Origin of the sequence: Mycolicibacterium arabiense (assembly GCF_010731815.2) — a bacterium.
In the GTDB taxonomy this organism is placed as follows: Bacteria; Actinomycetota; Actinomycetes; order Mycobacteriales; family Mycobacteriaceae; genus Mycobacterium; species Mycobacterium arabiense.
Genome location: NZ_AP022593.1, coordinates 4,633,634 through 4,658,499, shown reverse-complemented (window position 1 = coordinate 4,658,499; position 24,866 = coordinate 4,633,634). Strand labels below are relative to the sequence as shown.

General features: G+C 68.1%; 22 protein-coding genes, 1 tRNA gene and 1 pseudogene. 16 read left to right on the top strand and 8 right to left on the bottom strand.

Annotation, left to right across the window (positions count from 1 at the left end):
• Positions 1–15 precede the first annotated feature (15 nt).
• Positions 16–735 (bottom strand): response regulator transcription factor, encoded by a 720-nt coding sequence (locus G6N61_RS24025; protein WP_163922094.1) that lies wholly within the window; start codon positions 733–735, stop codon positions 16–18.
• Between the two features lie 128 nt (positions 736–863).
• Here G6N61_RS24025 and G6N61_RS24020 point away from each other — a divergent pair, with 128 nt between their 5' ends.
• Positions 864–1,685 carry a hypothetical protein gene (locus G6N61_RS24020; RefSeq protein ID WP_163922091.1) on the top strand — a complete coding sequence of 274 codons (822 nt, stop codon included), beginning with the start codon at positions 864–866 and terminating at the stop codon, positions 1,683–1,685.
• A gap of 52 nt (positions 1,686–1,737) precedes the next feature.
• A tRNA-Thr gene (locus G6N61_RS24015) sits at positions 1,738–1,812 on the top strand.
• A 247-nt stretch (positions 1,813–2,059) separates the two neighbouring features.
• Here the strand turns inward: G6N61_RS24015 and G6N61_RS30975 are convergent.
• Together G6N61_RS30975 and G6N61_RS30970 are read right to left on the bottom strand one after the other, a co-directional pair.
• The gene (locus tag G6N61_RS30975; RefSeq protein ID WP_163922088.1) at positions 2,060–2,239 is read right to left on the bottom strand and encodes a hypothetical protein; all 180 of its coding nucleotides are present in this window, start codon (positions 2,237–2,239) and stop codon (positions 2,060–2,062) included.
• Positions 2,240–2,297: 58 nt separating this feature from the next.
• Positions 2,298–2,648 (bottom strand): hypothetical protein, encoded by a 351-nt coding sequence (locus G6N61_RS30970; RefSeq protein ID WP_235887285.1) that lies wholly within the window; start codon positions 2,646–2,648, stop codon positions 2,298–2,300.
• Between G6N61_RS30970 and G6N61_RS31350 the strand changes: the two are divergent.
• A pseudogene (locus G6N61_RS31350) lies at positions 2,577–2,873 on the top strand (GGDEF domain-containing protein); the annotation flags it as partial. The gene G6N61_RS30970 and the pseudogene G6N61_RS31350 sit on opposite strands and share 72 nt — an antisense overlap.
• 247 nt (positions 2,874–3,120) lie before the next feature.
• Here the strand turns inward: G6N61_RS31350 and G6N61_RS24005 are convergent.
• Positions 3,121–3,276 carry a hypothetical protein gene (locus tag G6N61_RS24005; RefSeq protein WP_170314488.1) on the bottom strand — a complete coding sequence of 52 codons (156 nt, stop codon included), beginning with the start codon at positions 3,274–3,276 and terminating at the stop codon, positions 3,121–3,123.
• A 159-nt stretch (positions 3,277–3,435) separates the two neighbouring features.
• Between G6N61_RS24005 and G6N61_RS24000 the strand changes: the two genes are divergently transcribed.
• From G6N61_RS24000 to G6N61_RS23960, 9 genes are all read left to right on the top strand, one after another.
• Positions 3,436–4,203 carry a DeoR/GlpR family DNA-binding transcription regulator gene (locus G6N61_RS24000; protein ID WP_163922085.1) on the top strand — a complete coding sequence of 256 codons (768 nt, stop codon included), beginning with the start codon at positions 3,436–3,438 and terminating at the stop codon, positions 4,201–4,203.
• A 111-nt stretch (positions 4,204–4,314) separates the two neighbouring features.
• Positions 4,315–5,799, top strand: a complete 1,485-nt coding sequence (locus G6N61_RS23995; RefSeq protein ID WP_163922082.1) for an amino acid permease — start codon at positions 4,315–4,317, stop codon at positions 5,797–5,799.
• Positions 5,796–7,220, top strand: coding sequence for an FGGY family carbohydrate kinase (locus G6N61_RS23990; protein ID WP_163922079.1), 1,425 nt, complete (start codon positions 5,796–5,798; stop codon positions 7,218–7,220). The genes G6N61_RS23995 and G6N61_RS23990 overlap by 4 nt, the downstream gene beginning before the upstream one ends.
• A complete protein-coding gene (locus G6N61_RS23985; RefSeq protein WP_163922076.1) occupies positions 7,217–8,599 on the top strand; it encodes an NAD(P)/FAD-dependent oxidoreductase in 1,383 nt (460 codons plus the stop codon). The genes G6N61_RS23990 and G6N61_RS23985 overlap by 4 nt, the downstream gene beginning before the upstream one ends.
• Entirely contained in the window at positions 8,596–9,840 is a 1,245-nt protein-coding gene (locus tag G6N61_RS23980) for an NAD(P)/FAD-dependent oxidoreductase (RefSeq protein WP_163922073.1), read from the top strand. The genes G6N61_RS23985 and G6N61_RS23980 overlap by 4 nt, the downstream gene beginning before the upstream one ends.
• Positions 9,841–10,029: 189 nt before the next feature.
• Positions 10,030–14,058 (top strand): Ig-like domain-containing protein, encoded by a 4,029-nt coding sequence (locus G6N61_RS23975; RefSeq protein WP_163922070.1) that lies wholly within the window; start codon positions 10,030–10,032, stop codon positions 14,056–14,058.
• 112 nt (positions 14,059–14,170) lie between these two features.
• Positions 14,171–14,770, top strand: coding sequence for a TetR/AcrR family transcriptional regulator (locus G6N61_RS23970; RefSeq protein ID WP_163922067.1), 600 nt, complete (start codon positions 14,171–14,173; stop codon positions 14,768–14,770).
• A complete protein-coding gene (locus G6N61_RS23965; RefSeq protein ID WP_163922064.1) occupies positions 14,767–15,849 on the top strand; it encodes a DUF1214 domain-containing protein in 1,083 nt (360 codons plus the stop codon). The genes G6N61_RS23970 and G6N61_RS23965 overlap by 4 nt, the downstream gene beginning before the upstream one ends.
• On the top strand, positions 15,846–17,090 hold the full coding sequence (locus tag G6N61_RS23960; RefSeq protein ID WP_163922061.1) for a sulfotransferase family protein: 1,245 nt from the start codon (positions 15,846–15,848) through the stop codon (positions 17,088–17,090). The genes G6N61_RS23965 and G6N61_RS23960 overlap by 4 nt, the downstream gene beginning before the upstream one ends.
• Before the next feature lie 4 nt (positions 17,091–17,094).
• Here G6N61_RS23960 and G6N61_RS23955 read toward each other — a convergent pair whose 3' ends face one another.
• Positions 17,095–17,817, bottom strand: a complete 723-nt coding sequence (locus G6N61_RS23955) for a GAF and ANTAR domain-containing protein (protein ID WP_163922058.1) — start codon at positions 17,815–17,817, stop codon at positions 17,095–17,097.
• 248 nt (positions 17,818–18,065) lie between these two features.
• Between G6N61_RS23955 and G6N61_RS23950 the strand changes: the two genes are divergently transcribed.
• From G6N61_RS23950 to G6N61_RS23940, 3 genes are all read left to right on the top strand, one after another.
• Complete coding sequence (locus G6N61_RS23950) at positions 18,066–18,437, top strand: hypothetical protein (RefSeq protein WP_163922055.1); 372 nt, start codon at positions 18,066–18,068, stop codon at positions 18,435–18,437.
• A gap of 131 nt (positions 18,438–18,568) precedes the next feature.
• Positions 18,569–20,767, top strand: a complete 2,199-nt coding sequence (locus G6N61_RS23945; protein ID WP_163922051.1) for a glycoside hydrolase family 183 protein — start codon at positions 18,569–18,571, stop codon at positions 20,765–20,767.
• A 2-nt stretch (positions 20,768–20,769) separates the two neighbouring features.
• Complete coding sequence (locus G6N61_RS23940; protein ID WP_163922049.1) at positions 20,770–21,234, top strand: hypothetical protein; 465 nt, start codon at positions 20,770–20,772, stop codon at positions 21,232–21,234.
• 3 nt (positions 21,235–21,237) lie between these two features.
• Here the strand turns inward: G6N61_RS23940 and G6N61_RS23935 are convergent, their stop codons facing one another.
• The 3 genes from G6N61_RS23935 to G6N61_RS23925 all read right to left on the bottom strand — a co-directional run bounded on the left by G6N61_RS23935 (position 21,238) and on the right by G6N61_RS23925 (position 23,523).
• Positions 21,238–22,155 (bottom strand): NAD(P)H-dependent flavin oxidoreductase, encoded by a 918-nt coding sequence (locus G6N61_RS23935; RefSeq protein WP_163922046.1) that lies wholly within the window; start codon positions 22,153–22,155, stop codon positions 21,238–21,240.
• Between the two features lie 25 nt (positions 22,156–22,180).
• Positions 22,181–22,444, bottom strand: coding sequence for a hypothetical protein (locus tag G6N61_RS23930; RefSeq protein ID WP_163922043.1), 264 nt, complete (start codon positions 22,442–22,444; stop codon positions 22,181–22,183).
• 71 nt (positions 22,445–22,515) lie between these two features.
• On the bottom strand, positions 22,516–23,523 hold the full coding sequence (locus G6N61_RS23925; protein ID WP_163922039.1) for a VWA domain-containing protein: 1,008 nt from the start codon (positions 23,521–23,523) through the stop codon (positions 22,516–22,518).
• A 148-nt stretch (positions 23,524–23,671) separates the two neighbouring features.
• On the opposite strand from G6N61_RS23925, the gene G6N61_RS23920 reads away from it, so the two are divergent.
• The gene (locus G6N61_RS23920; RefSeq protein WP_163922036.1) at positions 23,672–24,790 is read left to right on the top strand and encodes an XdhC family protein; all 1,119 of its coding nucleotides are present in this window, start codon (positions 23,672–23,674) and stop codon (positions 24,788–24,790) included.
• Positions 24,791–24,866 lie beyond the last annotated feature (76 nt).

Here is a 24,866-nt window from a genome sequence, read left to right as displayed (position 1 = left end):
TCTTCGCGCAAGCGCTCATCGGGGCTCGCGCAGGACGTAACCGACTCCGCGCAGCGTGTGCAGCAACCGCTTGTCGCCGGTGTCGATCTTGCGTCGCAGATAGCTGACGTAGGACTCGACGACGTTGACGTCGCCGCCGAAGTCGTAGCGCCAGACGTGGTCGAGGATCTTGGGCTTCGACAGCACGGTGCCCGCGTTGATGATGAAGTACCGCAGCAGCGTGAACTCGGTCGGCGACAGCGAGACGGGCTGGCCGGCCTTCCACACCTCGTGGGTGTCCTCGTCGAGTTCGATGTCGGCGAACGACAGGCGCGCGCTGCGGGGTTCCTCGACGCCGCGGCCGGAGCGGCGCAGGATGACGCGCAGGCGTGCGACGACCTCCTCCAGGCTGAACGGCTTGGTGACGTAGTCGTCGCCGCCGAGCGTGAGTCCGGCGATCTTGTCCTGCAGGGAGTCCCGCGCGGTGAGGAACAGCGCAGGCGCGTCGATGCCGTCGGCGCGAAGCCTGCGCAGCACGCCGAACCCGTCCATCCCGGGCATCATCACGTCGAGGATGACGGCGTCCGGACGAATCTCGCGCGCTTTGTCCAGCGCGGCGGGACCGCTCGACGCGGTGTGCACCTCGAACCCCTGGAACTTCAGGCTGACCGACAGCAGTTCGACGATGTTCGTCTCGTCGTCGACGACCAGGACCCTCGCTTCGGGAACGGACTCGGGAATCGCAGGCATTGCCATGGAACTCAATGTCCCTCGTTTCGCTGAGAATGGAACTGCCGAGGCGCTGTGAGATTCCTGTGAATGTTCTCAGTTAGCGCTGCCACCCAGACGGCTACTTGCTGTGACGGCCGCCATAGACTCAATCCATGAGTCTCGGCAAGAGCTTGTTCGACCTGGCCACGGCGCCCGCGCGCATGGGGTTGGCCGTCGCCGACGCCGGACTCGGCATCGCCGGAGCGACGATCAAGACGGTGCAGCGCGGTCTTTCCGACGCCTCCGCTCCCCTGGGCGGGACGCCGTCGATGGCGAGGGTGCTCGGCCTCGACGATGCGGTCGAGCGTGCCAACCGGCTCGCCCGCCTGATGGACGACGACGCGCCGCTGGGGCGCGCGCTGGCAACCGACGGCCCGCTCAACCGGCTACTACGCCCGGGCGGCATCGTCGATCAGCTGACCGCCGACGGCGGGCTGCTGGACCGTCTCACCGAGGACAACGGGCCACTGACGCGCGCGGTCGCGCCGGGCGGCTTGGTCGACCAGATCACGGCCGAGGGCGGACTGCTGGACCGGCTCACCACCGAAGACGGTGCGCTGTCCCGGGTGATCGCGCCCGGCGGTCTCGCCGATCAGCTGCTCGCCAACGACGGTCTGGTCGAGCGGGTGCTGCGCGAGGACGGTGTGGCCGACAAACTCCTGGCCGAGGGTGGCCTGCTCGACACTCTCACCGCCGAGGATGGCCCGCTGCTCAAGCTGGCCGACGTCGCGGACACCCTCAACCGACTGGCTCCCGGGCTCGAAGCGCTGGCGCCGACCATCGACGCACTGCACGAAGCCGTCATCACGTTGAGTCAGGTCGTCAACCCGCTGAGCAACATCGCCGATCGCATCCCGCTGCCCGGGCGTCGCGCCGGCCGCCGCGCGATGCCCCGGCCGGTGACCTCGCAGCGGATCATCGACCACGAGGATTGACGACGTAGCGGGTCGAGAGAGCGGGCCCGGAACCGATATCCTGAGCCGGCATGCCTCCTTAGCTCAGCGGTAGAGCAACGCTCTTGTAAAGCGTAGGTCATCGGTTCAATCCCGATAGGGGGCTCCACGCCGGGCGCGACCTCGAACTGCGCGCTCGGGCATCAGCAAATGGACACCGATGACACCCCGCTGAATGCTGGATGTCGAGGCCTCGCGAAACTGCTGATAGACCACTCCGTCGACCCGGGTTACGATCATGAATCGCATCGGCCCGAACTGGCTTCAGCAATGGACGTGTACGGGCTGAGCTTGGCATCGGCACCATTCGGGGGGTGGGGTTTGTCGCGCGTTGGCATCTGGCTGCACGAACCCGATCAATTCGAATGGGTGACGACGTTCCTGCGCCAACGTGGCCTGCTGCGGACTGCCCGCATCGTCATGGCCGTGATCGCCGGGTCGGCCGCCTTGACTCCGATCACGGCGCTGCTGCGGCCCGATCCCAGTGCCGGCGTCGTGGCCATCGGGGTGACCGGCGCCGCGATAGCACTCGGCATGGCGTGGTTCTGGCTTACCCGGTGGCCGAGCCGACGCGTGTCGCTCTACTCCGTGGTGCTAGGAATGTTCTGCGCGGCAGCATGGAGTCTCACTGAGCACAGCGCAGCCGTCGCGGCCCTGGCGAGCATGGTCCTGGCCATCACCGGCGGGTACGTGGCGTTCTTCCACAACACCCGGATACTCGTGCTCAACACCGTCGTCGCCCTCGGCACCGCAGCCTTCGCCGTCTACCGGCTGGCCAACGACACCGACCTCGCCACCGCCGTCGCCGCGTTCTGGCTGATGTGGTTGCTCAACATCGCCGTGCCGCTTGGCATTCGCGCAGCGATCAAGGCCATGGGCCGGTACGCCATTCGCTCGGATCAGGACCCGCTGACCGGACTGCTTAACCGCCGCGGGTTCAGCCACGCCGTCGAGCGCCTACTCATCCCGGACATGAACGAGACCGGACACGCCTACCTGGTCGTGATGATGATCGACCTCGACGACTTCAAGCGGGTCAACGACACTCGCGGGCACGCCGCAGGCGACGACGTCCTGCTACGCGTCGCCGACCAACTACGCCACCACGTTCCCGCCACCGCGGCCGTCTGCCGGTCGGGGGGCGAGGAGTTCCTGGTCGCCATGTCGTCGTGGACGCACGACGCCTCCATCCTGACCGGCCCGCTCTGCCAAGCCATCCATCGTCACTGCGACGACGTCAGCGCCAGCATCGGCGTGGCGTGGGGCCCCACGCAGCGAAACGGAAGCCACCACGACCCACGCCCTGGTCAACCACTTGATCGACGCGGCCGACGCAGCAATGTACGAAGCCAAGCGCAGCGGCGGGAACCGGGTGCACGTGTCACGACACATGCGGTGCGCCTAGGACCAGCGCGCCTCAGTATTCGTCGGCGACCTGGTTGCGGTCCTGCTGCAGCGCGGGTCCGTCGGGATCCTCGCCCTGATGGTCCAGCTCCTTCTGGAGTTCCCGCTGCTCCTCGCTGGCCTCGGTCGCGTCCTTGGGCGTGGGCGGCGGGGTGCTCTGCTGTTCCATTGCCGTCGTGTCTCCCGTTTGGCACGTCACTAAACGCCCGCTGCCCGCGGCGTAACCCGCGAACCGTTACGCGGGTTTTACCTCCACGGGTTGACGCAGTGCGGTCAACATCACACACTTGCAGTCACTAACGGTCACGAATCCACAGAAGGGCGCAGTGTGCTTCCGGTAGCTCGGCACGACGCCATCGTCGATCTGGTGAACGGTGCGCACACCGTCAGCACCGACGAACTGGTCAACCGCCTTGGCGTGTCGGCAGAGACCGTGCGACGTGACCTCGCCCTGCTCGAGGAGCGCGGCGCGATCCGGCGCGTGCACGGCGGCGCCGCCAGCCTGCTGCAGCGGGTGAGTGGCGAAGAGCCCCCGTTCGCCGAACGCACCGTCATCCACCAGGAGGCCAAGGCTCGACTGGCCCGCGTCGCCGCGGGGCTGTTGCAACCTGGCCAGACCGTCGTGATCGACATCGGCACCACCGCCGTCGAGGTGGCCCGCGCCATACCCGCCACGTTTCGCGGCACCGTCGCGACCTCGTCACTGCTCGTCGCCATCGAACTCGCGGCTCGACCGGGCATCCACGTGCTGGTGTCCGGCGGCCGGGTCCGGGCCGGCGACCTCGCGTGCCGAGGAGCCCACGCGCGGTCGATGTTCGCCGACGTCTACGCCGACGTCGCCTTCATCGGCTCCGGCGGCGTCGACGCGGCAGCCGGGCTGACGGACTACCACCTCGACGAGATCGACGTGCGCCGCACGATCATCGCCAACAGCGCGTCGAGCTACATCCTGGCCGACTCGTCGAAACTCGACCGGATCGGCCCACACCGGGTGTGCGACCTGACCGCAGTCACGGGTCTCATCACCGACGAATGCAGCTCACCGGCCGTCGAGGCCGCCGTCCGAGAGGCGGGGGGTGTGGTCCTGTCAGCGTGACCTCCACCCCGACCAGGGGAGCCCCGAGCAGGGGTGCGGGCGGCGACTACTTGTCCGGGCAGCGCCGCCCGCGCGGATCGAACAGTCAACTCACGTCAGAAAGCACGATCCATGACACATGATTCCACACCCGGCGACGCGCCCAGCGTCGCTCAATTCGGCTACACCCAGGCGATGGAACGGTCGACCGGCCGCTTCGCCTCCTTCGCCGTCGCCTTCGCCTTCGTGTCGATCGCGACGGGCATCTTCACCACCTACGGCAGCGTCCTCAATTCATCGGGCCCACTGGGCATCTGGACGTGGCCGATCGTCGTCGTGGGCCAGCTCGCGGTAGCGCTGCTGCTGGGCGCCCTGGCCGCGCGCATCCCCGTGACCGGCTACGCCTACCAATGGGTGTCGCGCCTGGCCAACCCGGTCTTCGGCTGGATCACCGGCTGGATCTCGTTCACGTTCCTCGCCATCGTGGTGATCGCCGTCGACTACACCGTCGCCTCGACCGTCCTACCCGCCCTGTTCGCCTTCGAGGGCACGCCCGCCACGGCCTTCCTCATCACCGCCGTCGTACTCGTCCTGCAGGCACTGCTCATTGGGCTGTCGACCCGATGGACCGAACGCGTCAACAACTTCGCCGTCACCGCCGAACTCATCGGCATGGTCGCCCTCGTTGCGCTGCTGCTGATCATCGGCGTCATCACCCACCGCCTCAGCGTCGACAACCTGTTCTCCCACGGCGCCGTCCCCACCGAGGGCTACTGGAGCTTCGGCGAAGCCACGGCCGCCGGCCCCTGGATGCTCGCCTTCCTGTTGGGCGCCTTCACGATCGTCGGCTTCGAATCGGCGGCTAACCTCGCCGAGGAGACCAAGCGGCCCGAGGTCGTGGTGCCCCGTGCGATGTGGCAGGCAGTGCTCGCCTCGGGCGTACTGGGATTCCTGTTCCTGCTCGCGGTGACGGCAGCGGTCGACGACCCGGTCGCACTGGCCGAGTCCGGCACGCCCATAGCCGACGTCATCAAGGACATCCTCGGTTCGTTCGTCGGCACCGCACTGCTGGTGCTCGTCGCGATCGCGATCTTCGCGTGCGGTCTGGTCATCCTGCTGACCGGCGTGCGGTTGGTGTGGGCCATGTCGCGCGACGAGCGCTTCCCGGGTTGGCAACTGCTGCAGCGGATCTCACCGCGTACCAAGACACCACTGAACGCCACGATCGTGATGACGCTCATCTCGGGAGTCATCCTCGGGCTGTTCTCGACCAGCACCGACGCCCTGTTCAAGCTGTTCGGCGCGGCGACGCTGCTACCGGCGATCATCTACACGATCACCGTGGGCCTCTACATCGCCAAGCGCCGGACCCTGCCGCCGAGCGCAGGGTTCAACCTGGGCCGGTGGGAGGTCCCGATCATCGTCGTCGCCGTCGTGTGGCTGGTGTTCGAGCTGTCGCTGTTCCGCGACGCCTCGTTCCGGGACCCGTGGATCTACCTCGCCGTGATGGTCGCGATCGGCGCAATGTACCTCGGCTACCTGCTCGCCACCCGCGGCCGCGACGGCCTGCGGATGCCCGACATGCGTTCCATCGACGCCGAGATCGAGACCGTGTGACGGTACTCGCCATAGATCAGGGCACCTCCGGCACCAAGGCGATCGTCGTCGATCCCGCGGAGGGGGTCGTCGGCGTCGCCGAAGTGGCGGTGCACCCGCGCTACCTCGACGGCGGCGGAGTCGAACAGGACCCCAGGGAACTGCTCGACTCGGTGCTGGAGGCGGGCCGGGCCGCCGTGGCCCAGGCCGGCCGGCCGATCGACGCCGTGTCGCTGGCCAATCAGGGCGAGACCGTCCTGGCGTGGGATCCAATAACCGGACGTGCCCTGACTCAGGCCATCGTGTGGCAGGATCGCCGCGCCGAGTCGATCTGCGCGGACCTGACCGAACACGCCAACGAATTCGCTTGTCGCACGGGGCTGGTACTCGACCCGTACTTCTCGGCGCCCAAGATGGCCTGGCTGCGACGCAACGTCGAACGCGACGGCGTCGTCACGACGTCGGATACCTGGCTGCTACACCAGCTAACCGGGGAGTTCGTCACCGACGCCACCACGGCCAGCCGCTCGCTGGTGGTCGGGCTGGGCGAGAACACGTGGAGCGCAGACCTGTTGGCGCTGTTCGGGCTCGATGGTGAGCGGTTGCCGGGCATCGCCCCCAACGACGCGGTCATCGGTACGACGTCGGCGTTCGGGCGGGACATACCCGTCGGCGGGATCGTCGTCGACCAGCAGGCCGCACTGCTGGCCGAGTCGTGCTTCGAGGCCGGCATGGCCAAGTGCACGTTCGGTACGGGCGCATTCCTGCTCGCCAACACGGGTAGCACGCCGGTGTCGTCGAATTCGGGCCTGACGACGTCGGTGGCATGGCGGGTCGCCGGTGACGACACCTTCTGCGTCGACGGTCAGGTGTACACGGCGGCGTCGGCGGTGCGCTGGCTGGCGTCGCTGGGGGTCATCGCCGGCGCGCACGAACTCGACGGTGTGGCAGCGACCGACAGCGGCGGGGTGCTGTGCGTGCCCGCACTCGCCGGGTTGGCGGCTCCGTGGTGGGAAAGCACTGCCACGGCCTCGTTCTCGGGCATGACGCTGTCCACCGATCGCGGCCACGTGGTGCTCGCCCTTCTGCAGGGCATCGCCGCGCAGATCGGTGAACTCATGACCGCGATCGGTTCCGACAGCGCACCGCTGCGCCGCCTGCGGGCCGACGGCGGCCTCACCCAATCCACCGTGCTGATGCAGGCGGTCGCCGACGTCGTGCAGGTGCCGGTGGACGTCTACCCGTCGGCACATGCGACCGCCCTGGGCGCGGCGGCGCTGGCGGATCTGAGCCTGCACCCCGACAAGGGATTGCGCGGCGTCGTACCGTCGTGGAAGCCGTCCTCGACCTACGAGCCGGCCTGGGATGCCGCACGCGCAGAGGACTTCCGATCGTCGTGGCGCGCCCTTGCCGCGACGACCTATTCGAGAGAGGGAACGTGAACACTCAGTACGACGTCGTCGTCATCGGCGCCGGCATCGTCGGATCGGCCATCGCACGCGAACTGTCCGGCCACGAGCTGTCGGTCGCGCTGCTCGACGCGCGCAGTGATGTCGGTGACGGCACCAGCAAGGCGAACACCGCCATTCTGCACACCGGCTTCGACGCCACGCCGGGGACGCTCGAGTCCGCCATGGTGAGCCGCGGCTACCACCTGCTCAGCGAGTACTCCGCCCGAACCGGCATCCCGATCGAGCACACCGGCGCCATCCTGGTGGCCTGGGACGACGAACAACTCGACGCCCTGCCGAAGCTGCGGGACAAGGCCCTCGCCAACGGCTACGACCGCTGCGAGATCATCGACGCCGCAGCCGTTTACGACGCCGTTCCGGATCTCGGCGACGGCGCACTCGGCGGACTGACCGTGCCCGACGAGTCGATCATCTGCACGTGGACGGTGAACCTGGCGCTGGCCACCGACGCCGTCAACCGCGGTACGGCATTGCTGACCAACCACCGCGTGGACGGGGTGGACGTCGGCGACGACCACACCACGCTGCACACGGATGCGGGATCGGTCAGTGCGCGCTGGGTCGTCAACGCCGCGGGCCTCGGCGCCGACCACCTCGACGGGCTGTTCGGCTACTCGCGGTTCACCGTCACTCCCCGACGCGGCGAACTCATCGTGTACGACAAGCTGGCCCGCGCGCTGGTGAACAAGATCGTCCTGCCGGTGCCGACCTCTCGCGGCAAGGGTGTGCTCGTCAGCCCGACGATCTACGGCAACGTCATGCTCGGTCCCACGTCTGAGGACATCGAGGACCGGTCGGCCACTGCCACCACCGCGGACGGCATCGAGTTCCTGCTCGACAAGGGCCGCAGGCTGATGCCGCGGCTGCTCGACGAAGAGGTGACGGCCACCTACACGGGCCTGCGGGCAGCGATAGACCACGGTGACTACCGGGTCGAACCGGATGCGGCGCAACGCTATCTGCTCGTCGGCGGTATCCGCTCGACCGGCCTGACCGCGGGCATGGCCGTGGCCGAACACGTGCGCGGATTGCTGGCCGACGCCGGCATGGCGCTGACTCCGCGCGCGAATCTGCCCGAGCCGCCGCGGATGCCGAACCTCGGCGAGGCATTCACCCGTCCGTATCAGGACGAGGCGCGCATCGCCGAGGACCCGGAGTACGGCGCCATCGTGTGCTTTTGCGAGCGTGTCACCGCCGGCGAGCTGCGCGACGCGTGCCAGTCCACGATCCCGCCCACCGGGCTGGACGGCCTCCGCCGCCGGACCCGGGTGATGAATGGACGTTGCCAGGGCTTCTACTGCGGCGCCGAGGTCCAGGCCGTGCTCGACCGGCAGGTGGCGAGCCGATGAGCATCGAGGTCATCGAGACCGACGTCGCGATCGTCGGAGGAGGACCCGCCGGCCTGACGGCGGCCGCGGCGCTCGCCCCTGGACTCGACGTCGTCGTCCTCGAGCGGGAGGCGGCGGCAGGCGGCATCCCCCGGCACAGCGACCACCCGGGCTACGGCATCAGGGACATGAAGTCGTTCATCAGCGGACCCTCGTATGCCCGGCGGCTGGTCGACCAGGCCACCGCGGCGGGCGCCGACATCCGCACCCGCGCGACGGTGACGGGCTGGTCGGGGGACACGTCGCTGGACGTCACGTCACCCGAAGGGCGGCAACGCGTTCAGGCCCGTGCAGTCGTCCTCGCCACCGGTGCGCGCGAGCGACCGCGGTCGGCGCGACTCATCCCCGGCGACCGAGGATCCGGCGTCTACACCACCGGACACCTGCAGAACCTGGTCCACGTCCAGCACCGCACGGTCGGCCGGCGCGCCGTGATCGTCGGCGCCGAGCTGGTGAGCTACTCGGCTGTGCTCACGCTTCGCCACGCCGGTTGCGACACCGCGCTGATGACGACGACGCACCCCTCCCCCGAGTCCTACGCCGTCTTCAACCTCGCCGGCCGATCACCGTTGCTGGGCGTCGACGTCGCCACCCGCACCCGGGTCACCCGGATCATCGGCAAGCCCGCACTGCGGGCCGTCGAGATCGAGGACCTCGACACCGGACGGCGACGCATCGTCGACTGCGACACGCTGGTCCTCACCGGCGACTGGATCCCCGATCACGAGCTGGCACGGGCGGCCGGTCTCGACATGGACACTGACACCCTGGGCCCGCTGACCGACACCGCGCTGCGCACCAGTAGGCCCGGAGTGTTCGCGATCGGCAACCTGCTGCACCCCGTCGACACGGCCGACATCGCGGCGCTCGACGGCCGCCACGTCGCGGCGGCCGTGCGGCGTCATCTGAGTGGCACGCCGGTCCCGGCGGCAGGGGTCCGTCTGACGGCCGCGGCGCCGCTGCGATGGGTGACGCCGGGCGTCCTTCGACCCGGCGACGGCCCGCCGGCTCGCAACCGCCTGCTGCTGTGGACCGACACCCTGGTGCGGGTGCCCAAGGTGGTCGTCCGTCAAGACGGCCGGGTGGTCGGCCGCAGAACTCTGCCGTGGGCCGCCTCGCCAGGGCGCGTCTTCCGCGTCCCGGCGGGGATCCTCGAGCACGTCGATCCGAAGGGCGGCCCCGTCACCGTGTCGCTGGGCTGATGGCTTACCGCGGGGCGGACTACGTAGCCGAGTCCCACCGGACGTGCGGAACTACTGCACTTTGCTGAAAAACTACGCATCTTTCCCCGAAACACTTCCCTTCCGCCTTACGCCAGGGTAAATATTGGCGGCGGCGTCAAAGTGACTCGTAGGTTTCGCTTAGCGAGCCTTGCAAATCGGAGTCGAGTCATGGGTTTCAGCCGCTACGTCGGCCGTGTCGGAGCATTGGCGGTAGTCCTGGGAGTCGGCACCGCCGTCGCCTTCCCACAGACCGCACTTGCCGACGAAGGCGACGGGTCGGCCGAGTCGGCCGCCGTCTCCTCGCAGCAGTCCGCCTCGGGGACCTCCGGCGCAGCGGGCGTTGGGCCGAATGCCGAAACGCCGACGGTCAACACGCCCGACCCGACGACGAACACCACCGCGACCGGGACGCAGGACACGAGCGGTGAACCGCCGTCGAGCACGGTCAGCGCTCAGACGAACACGGGTAGCAGCACGCAAACTGCGGCCGAGCCGTCAACGGAGCCCACGTCGTCACCCGAGCCGGCCACCGAACCGGTGGTCGTCGAAGAGCCCACCAACGAAACCCCGGTCACCTCCGACACTCCCCCACCCGCGGAACCAAACGGGACCGAGACGCCGCCAGCCGACGCGACCGCCGACTCCGACACGGCACCCAGGCCGCCGGCGAAGCCGTCCGCACCCGAGGCGTCGACGCCCTCGAAGTCGACCACCGAGCCCGCCGCCGTGGCGCCCCGCAGCCTGCAGGCGGCAACCAACGCGACTCAGCAGCCCGGCCCCACCGCCGAAACCCTCAGTCAGCGAATGACTCTCACGACAACGGCACTCGCGCCTGCGGCCCCCACGCTGGACCCGCTCAGCGCGCTGCTGGCGATTCCGGTGTCGATCGTCACCACGTTGGTCAACGCAGTCCTGACACCGTTCCTCGGCGGTGCCCCCACCGCACCTGCCCAACCCCCGCTGCTCTGGGCGGTGCTCGCCTGGGTGCGTCGCGAATTCCAGCGCACCTTCGCGAATTCGACGCCGACGGCGCCCAACCAGAACGTCACCATCAGCCTGGCACTCCCCAACGCGGTGAGCGGACCCATCGCCTTCGGCGCCACCGACGCCAACGGCGACCGGCTGACCTACACCGTGCCCGCGCGCGGTGCCATCGGAGGGCCGACTCACGGCACCGTCACCGTCGACCAGGCCACCGGCACCTTCACCTACGACCCAGACGACGCCTATGCGCTGACCGGCGGCACCGACACCTTCACCTACACCGTGAGTGACGCAGGCGCGCGGCGGAACATCTTCGGCATCCCGCTGTCCTTCAGCCCCAGCACGGCCACTGGCACCGTGACCCTCGACGTCACCGCGCTCAACGACAGCCCCGTGGCGGTGAACGACACCACCACCGTCGCCGAGGACAGCGGCACCACACTGATCGACGTGCTGGCCAACGACACCGACGTCGACGCCGGACCCAAGACGATCACCGGCATCACCCAACCCACCAACGGCACGGTCTCCTTCACCGCAACCACGCTCAGCTACACACCAAACGCCAACTTCAACGGCTCCGACACGTTCACGTACACCCTGAACGGCGGCTCGATGGCCACCGCCACCATCACCGTCACCCCGGTGAACGACGCACCGGTGGCCGCGAATCAAAGCGTCACCATGCTGGAGGACACAACGGTGAGGATTGACCCGCTTGCGGGTGCCGTCGACGTCGACGGTGACGTCATCAGGTGGGCACTGACGGAGAACGCCAACATTGGCGAGATGGACATGGATTACGCCGGTCGGTGGTACATCGTCTACACCCCGCCGGCCAACTACTCCGGGCCCGCCACCATCCGATATCAGGTGTGGGATGGAATCGAGACCAGCGACTACGCCATCATCACCATCACCGTCACCCCAGTAGACGACCCGCCGATCGCCGTGAACGACACCGCCGTGGTGGGTGAGGACAGCGGCAGCACGTCGATCGACGTCCTGGCCAACGACACCGACGGCGACGGCGACGGCGGACCCAAGACGATCACTAGCGCGACCCAGCCCACCGGCGGCACCGTCACCTTCACCGACACGACCTTGACTTACACGCCGAAGGCCAACTTCAACGGCGCCGACACCTTCACGTACACGCTGAACGGCGGCTCCACCGCGACCGTCACCACGACCGTCACGGCCGTAGACGACAGCCCCGTGGCGGTCAATGACACTGCGACCGTCGCCGAGGACAGCGGCACGACGCTGATCGATCTGCTAGCCAACGACTTCGACGTCGATTCGGACCCCAAGACCATCACCGGTGTCACCCAACCCACCAACGGCACGGTCACCTTCACCGGCACCACCGTGAGCTACACACCGAACGCGAACTTCAACGGCACCGACACGTTTACCTACACACTCAACGGCGGCTCTACGGCAACCGCCAGGGTCACCGTCACGCCGGTCAACGACGCGCCGGTGGCCGCGAATCAGACCTATACGACGGCCGCAGGAACCCCGGTCACGATCGACCTGTACGCGGGTGCCTTCGATGTCGAGGGCAATCCGATCAGGTGGACCTTCGTCGGAGTGCCGAGCAACGGAACGCAATACTTTGCGAATTACTCAACCGGCGTCCTCCAGTACATTCCGAACCCCGGTTTCACGGGAACGGACGCATTCAGTTACCGCCTCGCAGACAACGTCGGCTCGGGAACGTTCGGCACCATCACCATCAACGTCATCGCCGTCGACAGCCCGGTCAATAGTCCGCCGGTCGCGACCGACGACACCGCCACCGTCGCCGAGGGCGGCACCACCACCATCGCACTGGTGACCAACGACTCCGACGCAGACGGCACCGTCGACACGACCACGGTCGTCATCGTCGGACAGCCGACGGCGGGCACCGCCACGGTCAACCCGAACGGCACCGTCACCTACGCCTCGAATGGCACCGAGGTCACCACGGACAGCTTCACCTACACGGTGAAGGACGCCACGGGCGCGACGAGCAACGTTGCGACCGTGACCATTACGATCACCCCGGTCAACGACGCCCCGGTAGCCGTGAACGACACCGCCACCGTCGCCGAGGGCGGCACCACGACCACCACGGTGATCAGCAACGACACCGACGCCGACGGCACCATTGATAGCAGCACCGTCGTCATCGTCAGGCAGCCCGCGGCGGGCACCGTCACGGTGAACCCGAACGGCACCGTCACCTATGTCTCCGATGGCAGCGAGGTCACGACGGACAGCTTCACCTACACCGTGAAGGACGCCACCGGCGCGACGAGCAACGTTGCGACCGTGACCATCACGATCACCCCGGTCAACGACGGGCCCACCGCCGTCAACGACAGCTACACCGTCGTCGCAAACGGCACCCTGACCGTCAACGCGCCGGGCCTGTTGGGCAACGACACCGACCCCGACGGGGAATTCCTGCGCCTCACAGAGATCTTCGCAGCTGCGCACGGCGCGCTCTCCGGAGTGCTCTCGAACGGCACCTTCACCTATCAACCGGACGCCGGCTTCACCGGCACCGACTCGTTCACCTATACCGTGAGCGACGGCGCGTCAACCAGCCAGGGCACCGTGACGATCACCGTCACCGCCGATCCGAACAACGTTGCGCCAGTAGGCAGCCCAGATTCCTACACGGTCGACGAGGACACGGTCCTGACCGTGAACGGCCCGGGGCTTCTCGCCAACGACACCGACGCCAACGGCCAAACGCTGAAAGTCGTGAGCATTGGCACTGAACCGACCCGTGGCTCGCTGGTGCTCAACGACGACGGGTCCTTCACCTACACACCGGGACCCAACCTCAACGGCACGGACACGTTCACCTACAAGGCGAGCGACGGCGCTGCCGAGACGGCCCTCACGACCGTCACCATCAACGTCACCGCCGTGAACGACGCACCGGTCATAGCGCTCAACGACGTGATCCCAGTCGCGAAGGACAGTTTCGTGGCATTCGGGTTGAGCAACAGGTCATCCGACGTCGACGGCGACGTGCTGACGGGGACGCTGGTCAGCGGCCCTCAGCACGGAACGTTCTACTTCGACACGGTGAACCGGGGGTTTTCCTACCAACCGAACGCCGGCTACACCGGAACGGACTCCTTCACCTACAAGGTCAACGACGGCAAGGTCGACAGCGCGATTGCGACCGTCACCCTCACCGTGGCCTGACGCTTACTGCGCGAACGTCGACTTTCCGTTGCCTGCAGGCCGGGTCGGCGACGAGAAGTCGACGTTCGCGAAAAGCCCATGAGTTCCGTTACGCCGTGTAACGATATGCGGCATGACGGCGGAACCCACTCGCGGTAGGCCACGCGACCCCCGCACGCAGAGCGCGATCCTCGCTGCCGCCCGCACAATGCTGTCGACCGTCGGGTACGAGCAGACCTCGATGGACGCCATCGCCAGGGAGGCCGGCGTGAGCCGTCCGACCATCTACCGGCGCTGGCCGTCCAAGGCGCACGTCGTGTTCGACGCAGTGTTCGGCGAGGCGGACGTCGACGAAGTGCTGGCGAACACAGGCGATTTCGAGACGGACCTCCGGGAGTTCGTACGCGCCGTGTGCGAGTTTTGGCGTGACCCCGTGGTCGCTGCCGCGACGATGGGCATCCTCGCCGACCGGCACCGCGACCCCGCGCTCTCGATCCGGACGCAGCAACTCCTCGACGAGCACACCAGGAGCAGGTTCGCGGCCCTGGTCCACTCGGGCGTCGACCAGGGCGCAGTCGCGCGAGACGTCGACGTGGACATGCTGTGGCAAGCACTCGTCGGCACCAGCCTCTACGCCGTTCAGGTGCAGCTGTTCGAGGACGTCGACGACCTTGCCGGCCGATTGTGCGCGCTCGCCATGCAGGGCGCATCCACCAGGAAAGAGAAGCGATGACGACCGAACCAGCGCAAGCCGAACTCTCGCAGGCGTTCTCGGCCCTACTCGACGAAGTCAGGGCCGTCGAGCGCAAGATGCTCGACGCCCAGCCGCCCCTGGACGAGCCCGACCTGCTCGACGGCTACCGCCTAACCTTCAGCCTGCTGCGCGTGGCCGTCGACGCCTACGTGTGGAACGAGAAGGAACGCCCGCGCCTGGTCGACGTCATCGCGCCGTTCCTCAAGTGGGGCGGCGACAACTCCGACGCCTACTACCAACTCGCGCCAATCGATCCCACCCGGACGTACCGCGTCAGCGGGAACCGCGGCGACGCCGTCTACCTGTCGATGACCGTCTACGGCGGCCCCGACGACGGTCACTACTCCGACCGCATAGTCGGCACGCTCAATGACCGGTCGCTGAACTTCGACGCCGACGGCAACTTCGAGTTCACGCTCAGCCCCACGCCCACCGACGGCCCCGGCCTGATACTGGAACCCGACGCGGTCTTCGCCCTCACCCGCGACTACGTCAACCACCGCGCCACCGACCGCCGTCCCGTGTGGACCATCGAGGCCCTCGACGCTCCCCAACGCCGCAGCGAGGACCGCGCCGACCTGACCCGCAGGCTCAAGGCGGCACGCACGTGGCTCGCCGAACAGCTGTCGTTCCTGCCCACCCGCCTCGAACCGCCCAACGAGATCCACGAGCCGTACCCGGTACCGAGCCAGACCTACGGCTGGGCGGCCGGCGACGCGGCATATGCCATGGGCGCGTTCGACTTACGGCCCGACCAGGCACTCGTCATCGAGGGCACCTCACCCGACTGCGCGTTCTGGAACCTGTGCCTGTGGAACTCCTTCCTGCATACCTTCGACTTCAGGTCCGAGCGGACCACCATCAACGGCGCCGAGGTGACCTACGAGGCCGACGGGTCGTGGCGCATCGTGATCGGTGAACGCGACCCAGGACATCCGAACTGGGTGTCGACGGCAGGTCGACCACGAGGCCTCATCTGGCTGCGCTGGTTCCTACCTGCGGCCACGCCATCGCAGCCGGTCTGCCGGGTGATCGCCGTCGACGACGGCGTCGCGTGACTGCGCAGCGGCCCGCCGACATCAGGCTGACCGACCTCGCCGACCCAGTCTTCCCGGACGCGGCACGCCCGATGCGCGACGGCCTGGCCGCCTACGGCGCGACGCTGACGCTGAGCCCAGAAACCCTGCTCGACACCGCAACCGAGCGCACGGGCCTCGCAGACTGGGGCGAATCGGCATTCCGCGAACGCCTCGACGTGCTGTGCGAATCGTTGACCACCCAGGCCCGTCTCTCCGACGTCGGCACCGCGATGGTCTTCGAGCAATTGGTCGGCCATCTGATCAACCGGCTGCGGCTGCAAGCCCTCGTCACGGCGCACCCGGAGATCGCCGACGAACCAGTCATCGCGCCGATCATCATCTGCGGTCTGCCCCGGACCGGAACCACCCACCTGCACAACTTGATCGCCGCCGACCCCGCACTACGCTACCTGCCGTACTGGGAGAGCCTCGAACCCTTCCCCGGGCCCGACGACGTCGACGATGGACCGCGCCGAGACCGGTGCGCAGCAGGCCTCGGCATCATCGAGGCCTCCATGCCGGAGTTCAAGCGCATGCACGAGATGACCGTCGATCACGCCCACGAGGAGATTCAGCTCCTGGCCAACGACCTGTCGGGAATGCTCTTCGAAACCACCTACCAGGTACCGGATTTCGCCGCGCACTACAAGGCACACGATCAGACCGCGTCGTACGCCTACCTGAAGCTCACGTTGCAGGCGCTGCAGTGGCTGCGGGGCGGCCGACGATGGGTGCTCAAGTCACCGCAGCACCTGGAGCAGTTCCCAGCCCTGCTCGCCACCTTCCCCGACGCGACCTTCGTAGTCACCCATCGCGACCCGGTCGCGGTGACGCAATCGATGGCCACGATGATCAGCTACGCATCGCGGATGGCCTGCGAGCGCCCCGACCCGATCGCCGTCTCGCGCTACTGGCTGGGCCGGGCCGAGGACATGCTGGGCGGCTGCCTGCGCGACCGAGACGTGTTGCCGCGTGACCAATCGATCGACGTGCGGTTCGAGGACTTCATGGCCGACGAGCAGGGCACCGTCGCCGCGATCTACGACCTCGCCGGCCAGCCATACGATGCACGAGCGCGAGCCGCGATGTCGACCTTCTGCGCCGAGCACCCCCGCGGGCGCCACGGCGGGGTCGTCTACGATCCGACGGCGCTAGGGCTGCGACCGGCCGAGGTCGCCGACGCCTTTCGCGGGTACCGGGAGCGTTTCGTCGACGCGTGACGCGCTAGTCGCCCGCGACCGACGCTTCGTGGTCGGACACCAGCAGCCTCGCCACGTCGGCCAGACGGACGTTGGTTTCCTGCGACGCCCGGATCAGTGTCGCGAATGCCTGCAGTCCCGTCAGTTTGTCGCGGTTCATCAGGATGCCCTTGGCCTGACCGATCACGTCGCGGCTTTCGACGGCGCCCTGAAGCTGTTCTTCGGTGGCCACGCCTTTCATGGCGACGGCGGCGTGCTGGGCCAGGATCTTGCCGACCGCAATCGACTCGTCGGTGAACGCGTGCGGCGCATCCGAGTACAGGTTCAGCACACCGAGGTTCTCGTTCGAGATGAACAGCCGGAACGACAACATGGTGCGCACACCGAACTCCACGGCACCCCGCGAGAAGTGCGGCCAGCGCGATTCGGCGGCGAGATCCTCCACGTGGACGGTTCGGCGCTCTCGCAGTACGTCTAAGACCGGCCCTTCGCCGAGATCCATCTGCATCTGGTCCAGCCGGGCGGACACCTCGTCGGTGGGGGCATGCGAGCGGACCTTGCGTCCCGCGACGAGCGAGATGCACGCCCACCGCGCACCCGGCACGATGTCCACCGCGGCGGTCGCGAGAACCTCCAGGACGGACTCCGAATCGCGTAACTCCCGCATTTGCACTGCCAAGTTACCGAGGGTGGACGCCAGAACATGGCGGGTCGGGTCGGCCGATATATGGGAATCCTGGTCGGACATCTGGGCATCACTCGCTTGGATCGTGCAGGCTAGGTCATGCGCGGCTGCGCCCTTTCGGACGCTGCGTACCTGGTGCTCAAGTACTGGGCGCTTCGCCTAACCAGCTTTCCATCTGAGAGCGCCGCGCTATCCATTCAATACCCAAGAATGGGAAATCTCGAAACTTTCGAGGTCGCGCCACATGGCCTCAGAGTGTCGGCCGATCGGTTCGCCACGACGCCGATAGGTTCGACGTCGAGGAGGCAGCGATGTCAGAAGCAGGTATCTGGGTTGCGTGGGGAATCCCCGCTCGCGGACGGGAACGGCAGGCCCTGGATTTGCTGCGCGAGACCGCGTCGGGCTATCTCGACACGCTGCGCGATGCAGGGCGGATCGAGCGCTTCGACGTCGCCATCCTGCGTCCACAGAGCACCGAACTCGGCGGCTTCATCCTCATCCAAGGGTCGAAGGACCAGGTAGAGGCACTACGCACCGATCACGGGTTCGAGGTCTGGCTGACCCGCGTCCAGTTGGTCGCCGACCGCGTCGGGGTCGTCGACGCCTGGGTTGGCAACGGACTGTCCGAGGCGATCGACCTGTATGAAGAGGCCATTGCCGAGATGGGCGCACCACCTCAGTAACACCCGTGTCGCCTGTGACGAAGAACATCGCGAGTGAGCGCTGAGGCCAATCCTCGGGTTTGCGCACCTCCATGCCGACAATCGCGTTCAATCGGTAGTCGGGGGGTGATTGGTCTGAGCAAGGGGACGGCATGGGTGCTTCGAATTACATCGGTCGCGTCGGCGGACTAGCGGTCGCGTTGGGCGTGGGAACCGCGGTCGTCACGGGACACGGCGTCGCGTTCGCCGACGATGGCGGCGATACCGGTACCTCGTCCTCCACCGACGGAGCCGCCAACGCGGACACCGACGGGACCAATACGGGCCCTGCCGCCTCGGCGACGAACACCACGTCCGGGACCGCTCCCACGACGTCGACGTCCACGTCGTCCACGTCTACTGCCACCGATTCGCAGGCGACCGACAAGGCGACCGACTCGGGGCCCGCGCCCGCCGGAGTGGTGAGCGCGCAGTCCAATACCGGATCGTCGTCCAACGACACGGCCACCGAGCCCACCGAAGCCGAGCCCACGGCCGAGCCGGCACCCACCGCCACACCGGAACCCACGACAGAGCCGACGCCCACCGCGACGCCGGAACCGACGGCCGAGCCGAAGCCAGAGCCGACGCCCGCAGCCGACGACGAGGACGGCGGAGCCTCCAAGACCCCCACCGCCACGCCCAAGCCGACCAAGACCCCTACGGCAGTCGAAACCGGACCCGAGGCTCCCGCGACACTCGCCGCCACCCCAAGGGCGAAGAACGACACCGAGCCGGTCGCGACTGCGCTGGCGGCGAAGGTTCAGTCGCCCGCCCAGATCGCCTCGGCTTCCATCACCCAGGCTTCCGTCACCCCGGCAACCGTTGCGGTCGCGCCTGCGCCGGCACCCAACCCCCTCGCAGCCGTGGGCAACGTGATCTCCAGCGTCGTGAACTGGGTCCTCGGCCCGCTGGCGGGCAGCGCGCCGGCCACCCCGGCCGAACCCCCGCTCGCCTGGACGCTGCTGGCCTTCGCCCGCCGCGAGATCGACACCTTCGTCTCGGCCGTCACCGGAGCGCTCGGCCTGAGCAACCCCGCCGCGGCCGCCCAGACCACGAGCCTGGCCGCGACCAGCCTCGCCCTGGCTCAACCGTTCGCCCTCGCCGCGGCAGCCGCGGTCCCAGCCCGGCCCGGCTTCCCCGTCCCCGGCGCGCAGATCAGCCCGTCGACCAGCTTCGTCGACTGGGTCACCGGCAACTTCCAGCCGAACGACACCTACGCCCGATACGGCATGTGGGGCACCGACATCGGCACCATGTGGGACAACGGCATCGCCGACGACCCGACCACTCCGATCAACGAGCACCAGGTTCTCATCGCGTTCGGCGACACCTTCGGTGGGCCGAACATGACGGGCACGTGGCGACTGAACACGCTGTTCCGCAGTTCGGATCTCACCTTGGCCGATGGCCTGGCCATTCCCGACGGACAGTGGTTGAACGGCAACATGTTCGGCGGCTCGCCGCTGTGGCAGTCGAACTATGCGCGCCAGATCATCCTGCCCGAACGGTTGCCCGCGGGCCTGCCCGGCGGCGTCACGCTGATTCCGACCGCAGGCATCTCGGTGCCGACGCCCGGCACCCAGTTCGGTGCAACCCAGTACCTCAGCTTCATGTCGGTCAAGCAGTGGGGTGCCGCAGGCCAGTGGACCACCAACTACTCGGCCATCGCCTACTCGACCGACAACGGCGAGAACTGGTACGTCGCACCGCAATCGGTGCGGATGAACGACTCCTGGAGCGGCAACGCCAACTTCCAGCAGGCCGCGTTCGTGCGTCCCGGTGACGGCTACGTGTACTCCTACGGGACGCCCAACGGCAGGCAGGGCGCGGCCTACATCTCGCGCGTCGCGGAGCGGGACATCCTCGACGTGTCGAAGTACGAGTACTACAGCAAGGGCACCGCAGGCGGGTGGTTCGGCATCGGGGCCACCAAGGCCGGGTGGTACAAGAACCAGCCTGCCAAGGCGACCGCGATCTTCGGCGGCGCCGAGCAGGGCGCCTGCGGCGCAACGAAGCCCGGCAGCCAGGTCAGCGAGTTCTCGGTTCAGTACAACAAGACGCTGAAGAAGTACGTCGCGATGTACGGCGACCAGTCGAACAACATCGTCATGCGCACTTCCGATACCCCGCAGGGCGGTTGGTCCGAGGCGAAGGTCCTGATGACCCAGCAGCCCGGTGGCATCTACGCCCCGATGATGCACCCGTGGTCGCCGTCGACGATGGGCACCGGGACCGATCTCTACTGGAACCTGTCGCTGTGGTCGGAGTACAACGTCATGCTGATGAAGACCGACCTGACCAAGGTGTAGTCGTGCGCTGGTTCGCGATCAGCATCGCCGCCGCCGCGATCGTGGCACCGGCGGCGACGGCGTCGGCCGACCCCGCGGTGCCCCCACCCTGTACCGGTGACCTCGCCGGCGCGATGACCTGGCCCGCAGGCGCCGACGCGCCACTGCGGTGCGACGGGGGCCGCTGGCTGAGCGTCGACGATCCCTACCCGTTCAGCGATCGCTGGGTCAGCGACGGCCCGTCGATGACGTTGTACGGCGGCGCCAGGCCCAACCCGGTGATCGAACCCGGCGTCTGGACGGCCACCCCGCTGACCGCAGGCGACCGCTGCAGCGCCCGGCAGACCACCGTCACCTACGGCAAGGTCGACGGTCCGCCCCGCGTCGACGAGGGAGGCGTCGGGCAGCCGCTTCGGCTGGAGGTGCTGCCACGGCTGCTCACCATCGACATGAGCGGTGATTGCCTGTGGCAGAAGCAGTCTGACTGATCCTCACCCGAGCCGCGCCCTGGCGACGTCCAGTTGCGACTCGATGCCCGCCCACGTCTCGCGCACGATCTGCTCCACCGGCAGCAGGTCCACGATCCGCGACGAGACCTGGCCGGTGTTCGCGACGCTGGCCTCCATGTCGCCGCCGAAGTACAACTCGGTGACCTGTCCGAGCAGTCGTGCGTCCGGGTCGGCCGCGGACACCCGGGCCGCGAGGCCGGTCCGCAACACCCGCATGGTCGGGTTGCCGGGGACGTCGAGTAACACGGTGCCCGCATCGTCGGCCGCCACGATCGCGCCCTTGAACTCGTCGTGCACCGCCGACTCGAGGCTCGCGAGCATCCGCGTACCCATCTGCACGCCCTCGGCCCCGAGCACCAGAGCCGCTGCGGCAGAACGCGCGTCACACATGCCACCGGCCGCGATGATCGGCAGGCCCACCCGTTCGGCGACCAAGGGCAGCAACACCATCGTCGAGGCGCCGAGCGCCGACTTGAACCCGCCACCCTCGACGCCTTCGACCACCAGCGCGTCGACGCCGGTATCGGCCGCCTTGTGCGCCGCCTTCAGGGATCCGATGACGTGGACGACCGTCATGCCCGCGTCGTGCAGCCTGGCGGTGAACAGAGCCGGATCGCCGGCGGAGGTGAACACGTGCCGCACACCGGCTTCGGCGAGGACCTCGACGATCGACGGGTCGGCCTTCCAGCCCTGGATCATCAGGTTGGCCGCGACCGGCCGGTCGGTCAGGGAACGGACCCGATGCAGATCTCCTCTGCCTTCGGGCGTCAGCGTCTCGATCATCCCGAGGCCGCCCGCCTGCGATACCGCCGCGGCCAATTCGGCCCGCGCGATGTAGGTCATCGGGGCCTGGACGACGGGGTAGCGGACGCCTAGGAGGGTCTGGATCCGGTTCGGCACGGATCCATCATGGCGTGCGCCGGGGTCAGCGCCTCAGCATGCTCGGGAACGGCAGCGCGGCGTCGGCCGCATCCTCGCGCTGCGCGTCGGCCATGAAGCACACCAGGCTGGCGCAGAAGCTGGCCAGCGCGGCGACCAGGACGAGCGTCGCGAAGCCACTGGAACCCATGCCGAACACGGCCAGGCCCATCACGAACCCGATCACAGCGGCGAACATTAGCAGCAGGCCCGTCGAGGACATTGCCTCGTTCATGGGATCGTCGACGTCGCCGCGACCTGGCTTGCTCATCATGTGGTCCTTCCGCTTCGGCTGGGGCGCAGCTTTGATACCCGGCCCTGCGGCAAACGAAACAGGACCGACTACAGCGGCAATCTGCGGTTGAGGAGCACGGCCGATATCGCCGCCACCGCCAGCACCAGCGCACCCAATCGCAGCCAGCCGGTGCTGGCGTCCCCGCGCACCGTCTCGTAGCCGATCTGGTCCTGCAGCGTGTCGTAGATCTGGTTGAGTTCCGCCGTGTCGTCGGCGGTGTAGGAGGTACCGCCGGACAGCTGCGCCACCTCCTTCATGGTCGAGTCGTCCACGGGCACCTCGACCTCTGACCCGTCGACCTCGACCTTGCCGTCGGGGGTGCCGAACGCGATCGTGGAGATGGGGATGCCCTGGTCCTTGGCGGCGCGGGCGGCGGTGAACGCGCCTCGGGGGTTGTTCGGGTTCGCCGGGGTGGTCTCCTTGCCGTCGGAGAACAGCACGATGCGGGCGGGCGGCGGGCCCTCTCCCCCACCGATCACGGCGCCGACGGTCGAGATCGCCTGCAGTGCCGCGAAGATCGCCTCACCGGTGGCGGTGCGCTCGGCCACCTGCATCTTGTCGATCGCGACCTTCGTCGCGTCGTGATTGGTCGTCGGCGAACTGAGCATCGTGGGGTTCGCGGCGTAGGTGATGAGCCCGAGATTGACCCCGGGGGTCAGTTCGTCGGCGAACTTCTTGGCGGCCTCCTGCGCGGCCTTCAGGCGGTTGGGCGGCACGTCGGTGGCGTTCATGGAGGTCGACACGTCCATCACCAGCATGATGACGGCGCGGTTGCGCGGGAGCTTGCGATCGAGCGAGGGGCCCGCCATCGCGATCGTGAAGAAGACCAGGGCCACGGCGACGAGCACGGCGGGCAGGTGCCGCCACCGGTTCTGCGGCGCCGCGGAGAGGCGGCCGATCATGTCGCTGTCGGCGAATCGCGCGAGGCGCTGCTGCCGGCTGCGCTGGATCGAGACGTAGAGGACGGCCAGGCCCGCGATCACGAGCAGGAAGAGGAAGAACCACGCGTGGGCGAAGCCCGACAGTGGCAGCTCGCCCAATACGGGCAGATTCACGACGCTTCCCTTCGACTGATCAATGCGGATCCCTGACCGAGAGTACAAAGCCTGCGACCGACTGCCGGGATGACGAGGCGCCACGCGCGCTGTGCAGTCGCTCAGGTCCGGTCCTGCCCGGACGTCGGAGCGCACATAGACTCCTGCTGTGCGCGATGTCCTGGACGAGCTGCTCGCCGTGTGGCGGGCCGGAGGCACGGCCGGTCTCGCCACCGTCGTGCGCACCATCAAGTCGGCACCGCGGGCGGCGGGAGCGGCGATGGTGGTCGCCCCCGATGGTTCCGTCGCGGGATCGGTGTCCGGCGGTTGCGTCGAGGGTGCGGTGTACGAACTCGCCGGGGAGGTGGTCCGGACCGGGCGGGGGCAGCTGCAGCGCTACGGCATCACCGACGACGACGCCTTCGCCGTGGGGCTCACGTGCGGCGGGATCATCGACATCTTCGCCGAGCCGCTGTCGGCGGAGACCTTTCCCCAACTCGCCGCCGTCGCCGACGACATCGCCGCACACCGACCCGTCGCGGTGGCGACGGTGATCAGCCATCCCGACCCCGAGCGCGTGGGCCGACGGTTGGTGGTCGGTACGACGACCGTCGACGGATCGCTCGGCTCGGCGCGCGCCGACGCGGCAGTCGCCGACGACGCGAGGGGCCTGCTCGCAGCCGGCCGCACCGACGTCCTGGTCTACGGGGCCGACGGCGAGCGGCAGGGCGAGGGCATGGAGGTGTTCGTCGCCAGCCACGCACCGCGTCCCCGCATGATCGTCTTCGGTGCGATCGACTTCGCTGCCGCGCTCACGCGCCAGGCCGCCCTGCTCGGCTACCGAATCACGGTGTGCGACGCCAGACCCGTCTTCGCGACGCCCGCGCGGTTCCCTGCCGCCGACGAGGTGGTGGTGGACTGGCCCCACCGGTACCTCGCCGCCCAGGCCGAACTCGGCGAACTCGACGGCCGGACGGCCATCTGCGTGCTGACCCACGACCCCAAGTTCGACGTGCCCGTGCTGGAGGTGGCCCTGCGCCTGCCGGAGGTGGGCTACGTCGGCGCGATGGGGTCGCGCCCCACGCACCACGACCGGGTCGAGCGGCTGCGCGAGGTCGGCCTGACCGATGCCGAACTCGGCAGACTGTCGAGCCCCATCGGCCTCGATCTCGGCGCCCGTACCCCGGAGGAGACGGCGGTGTCGATCGTCGGCGAGATCATCGCCCGCCGGTGGGGCGGTGGCGGACAGCCGCTGGCCGACATCCCCGGCCGGATTCACCACGACTAACCTGCGGTAACGCCACTCTCTCTTTTTGATATTCAGCTTCTCTTGTACGATAACGAAGCTTGCCGCCGATGTGATG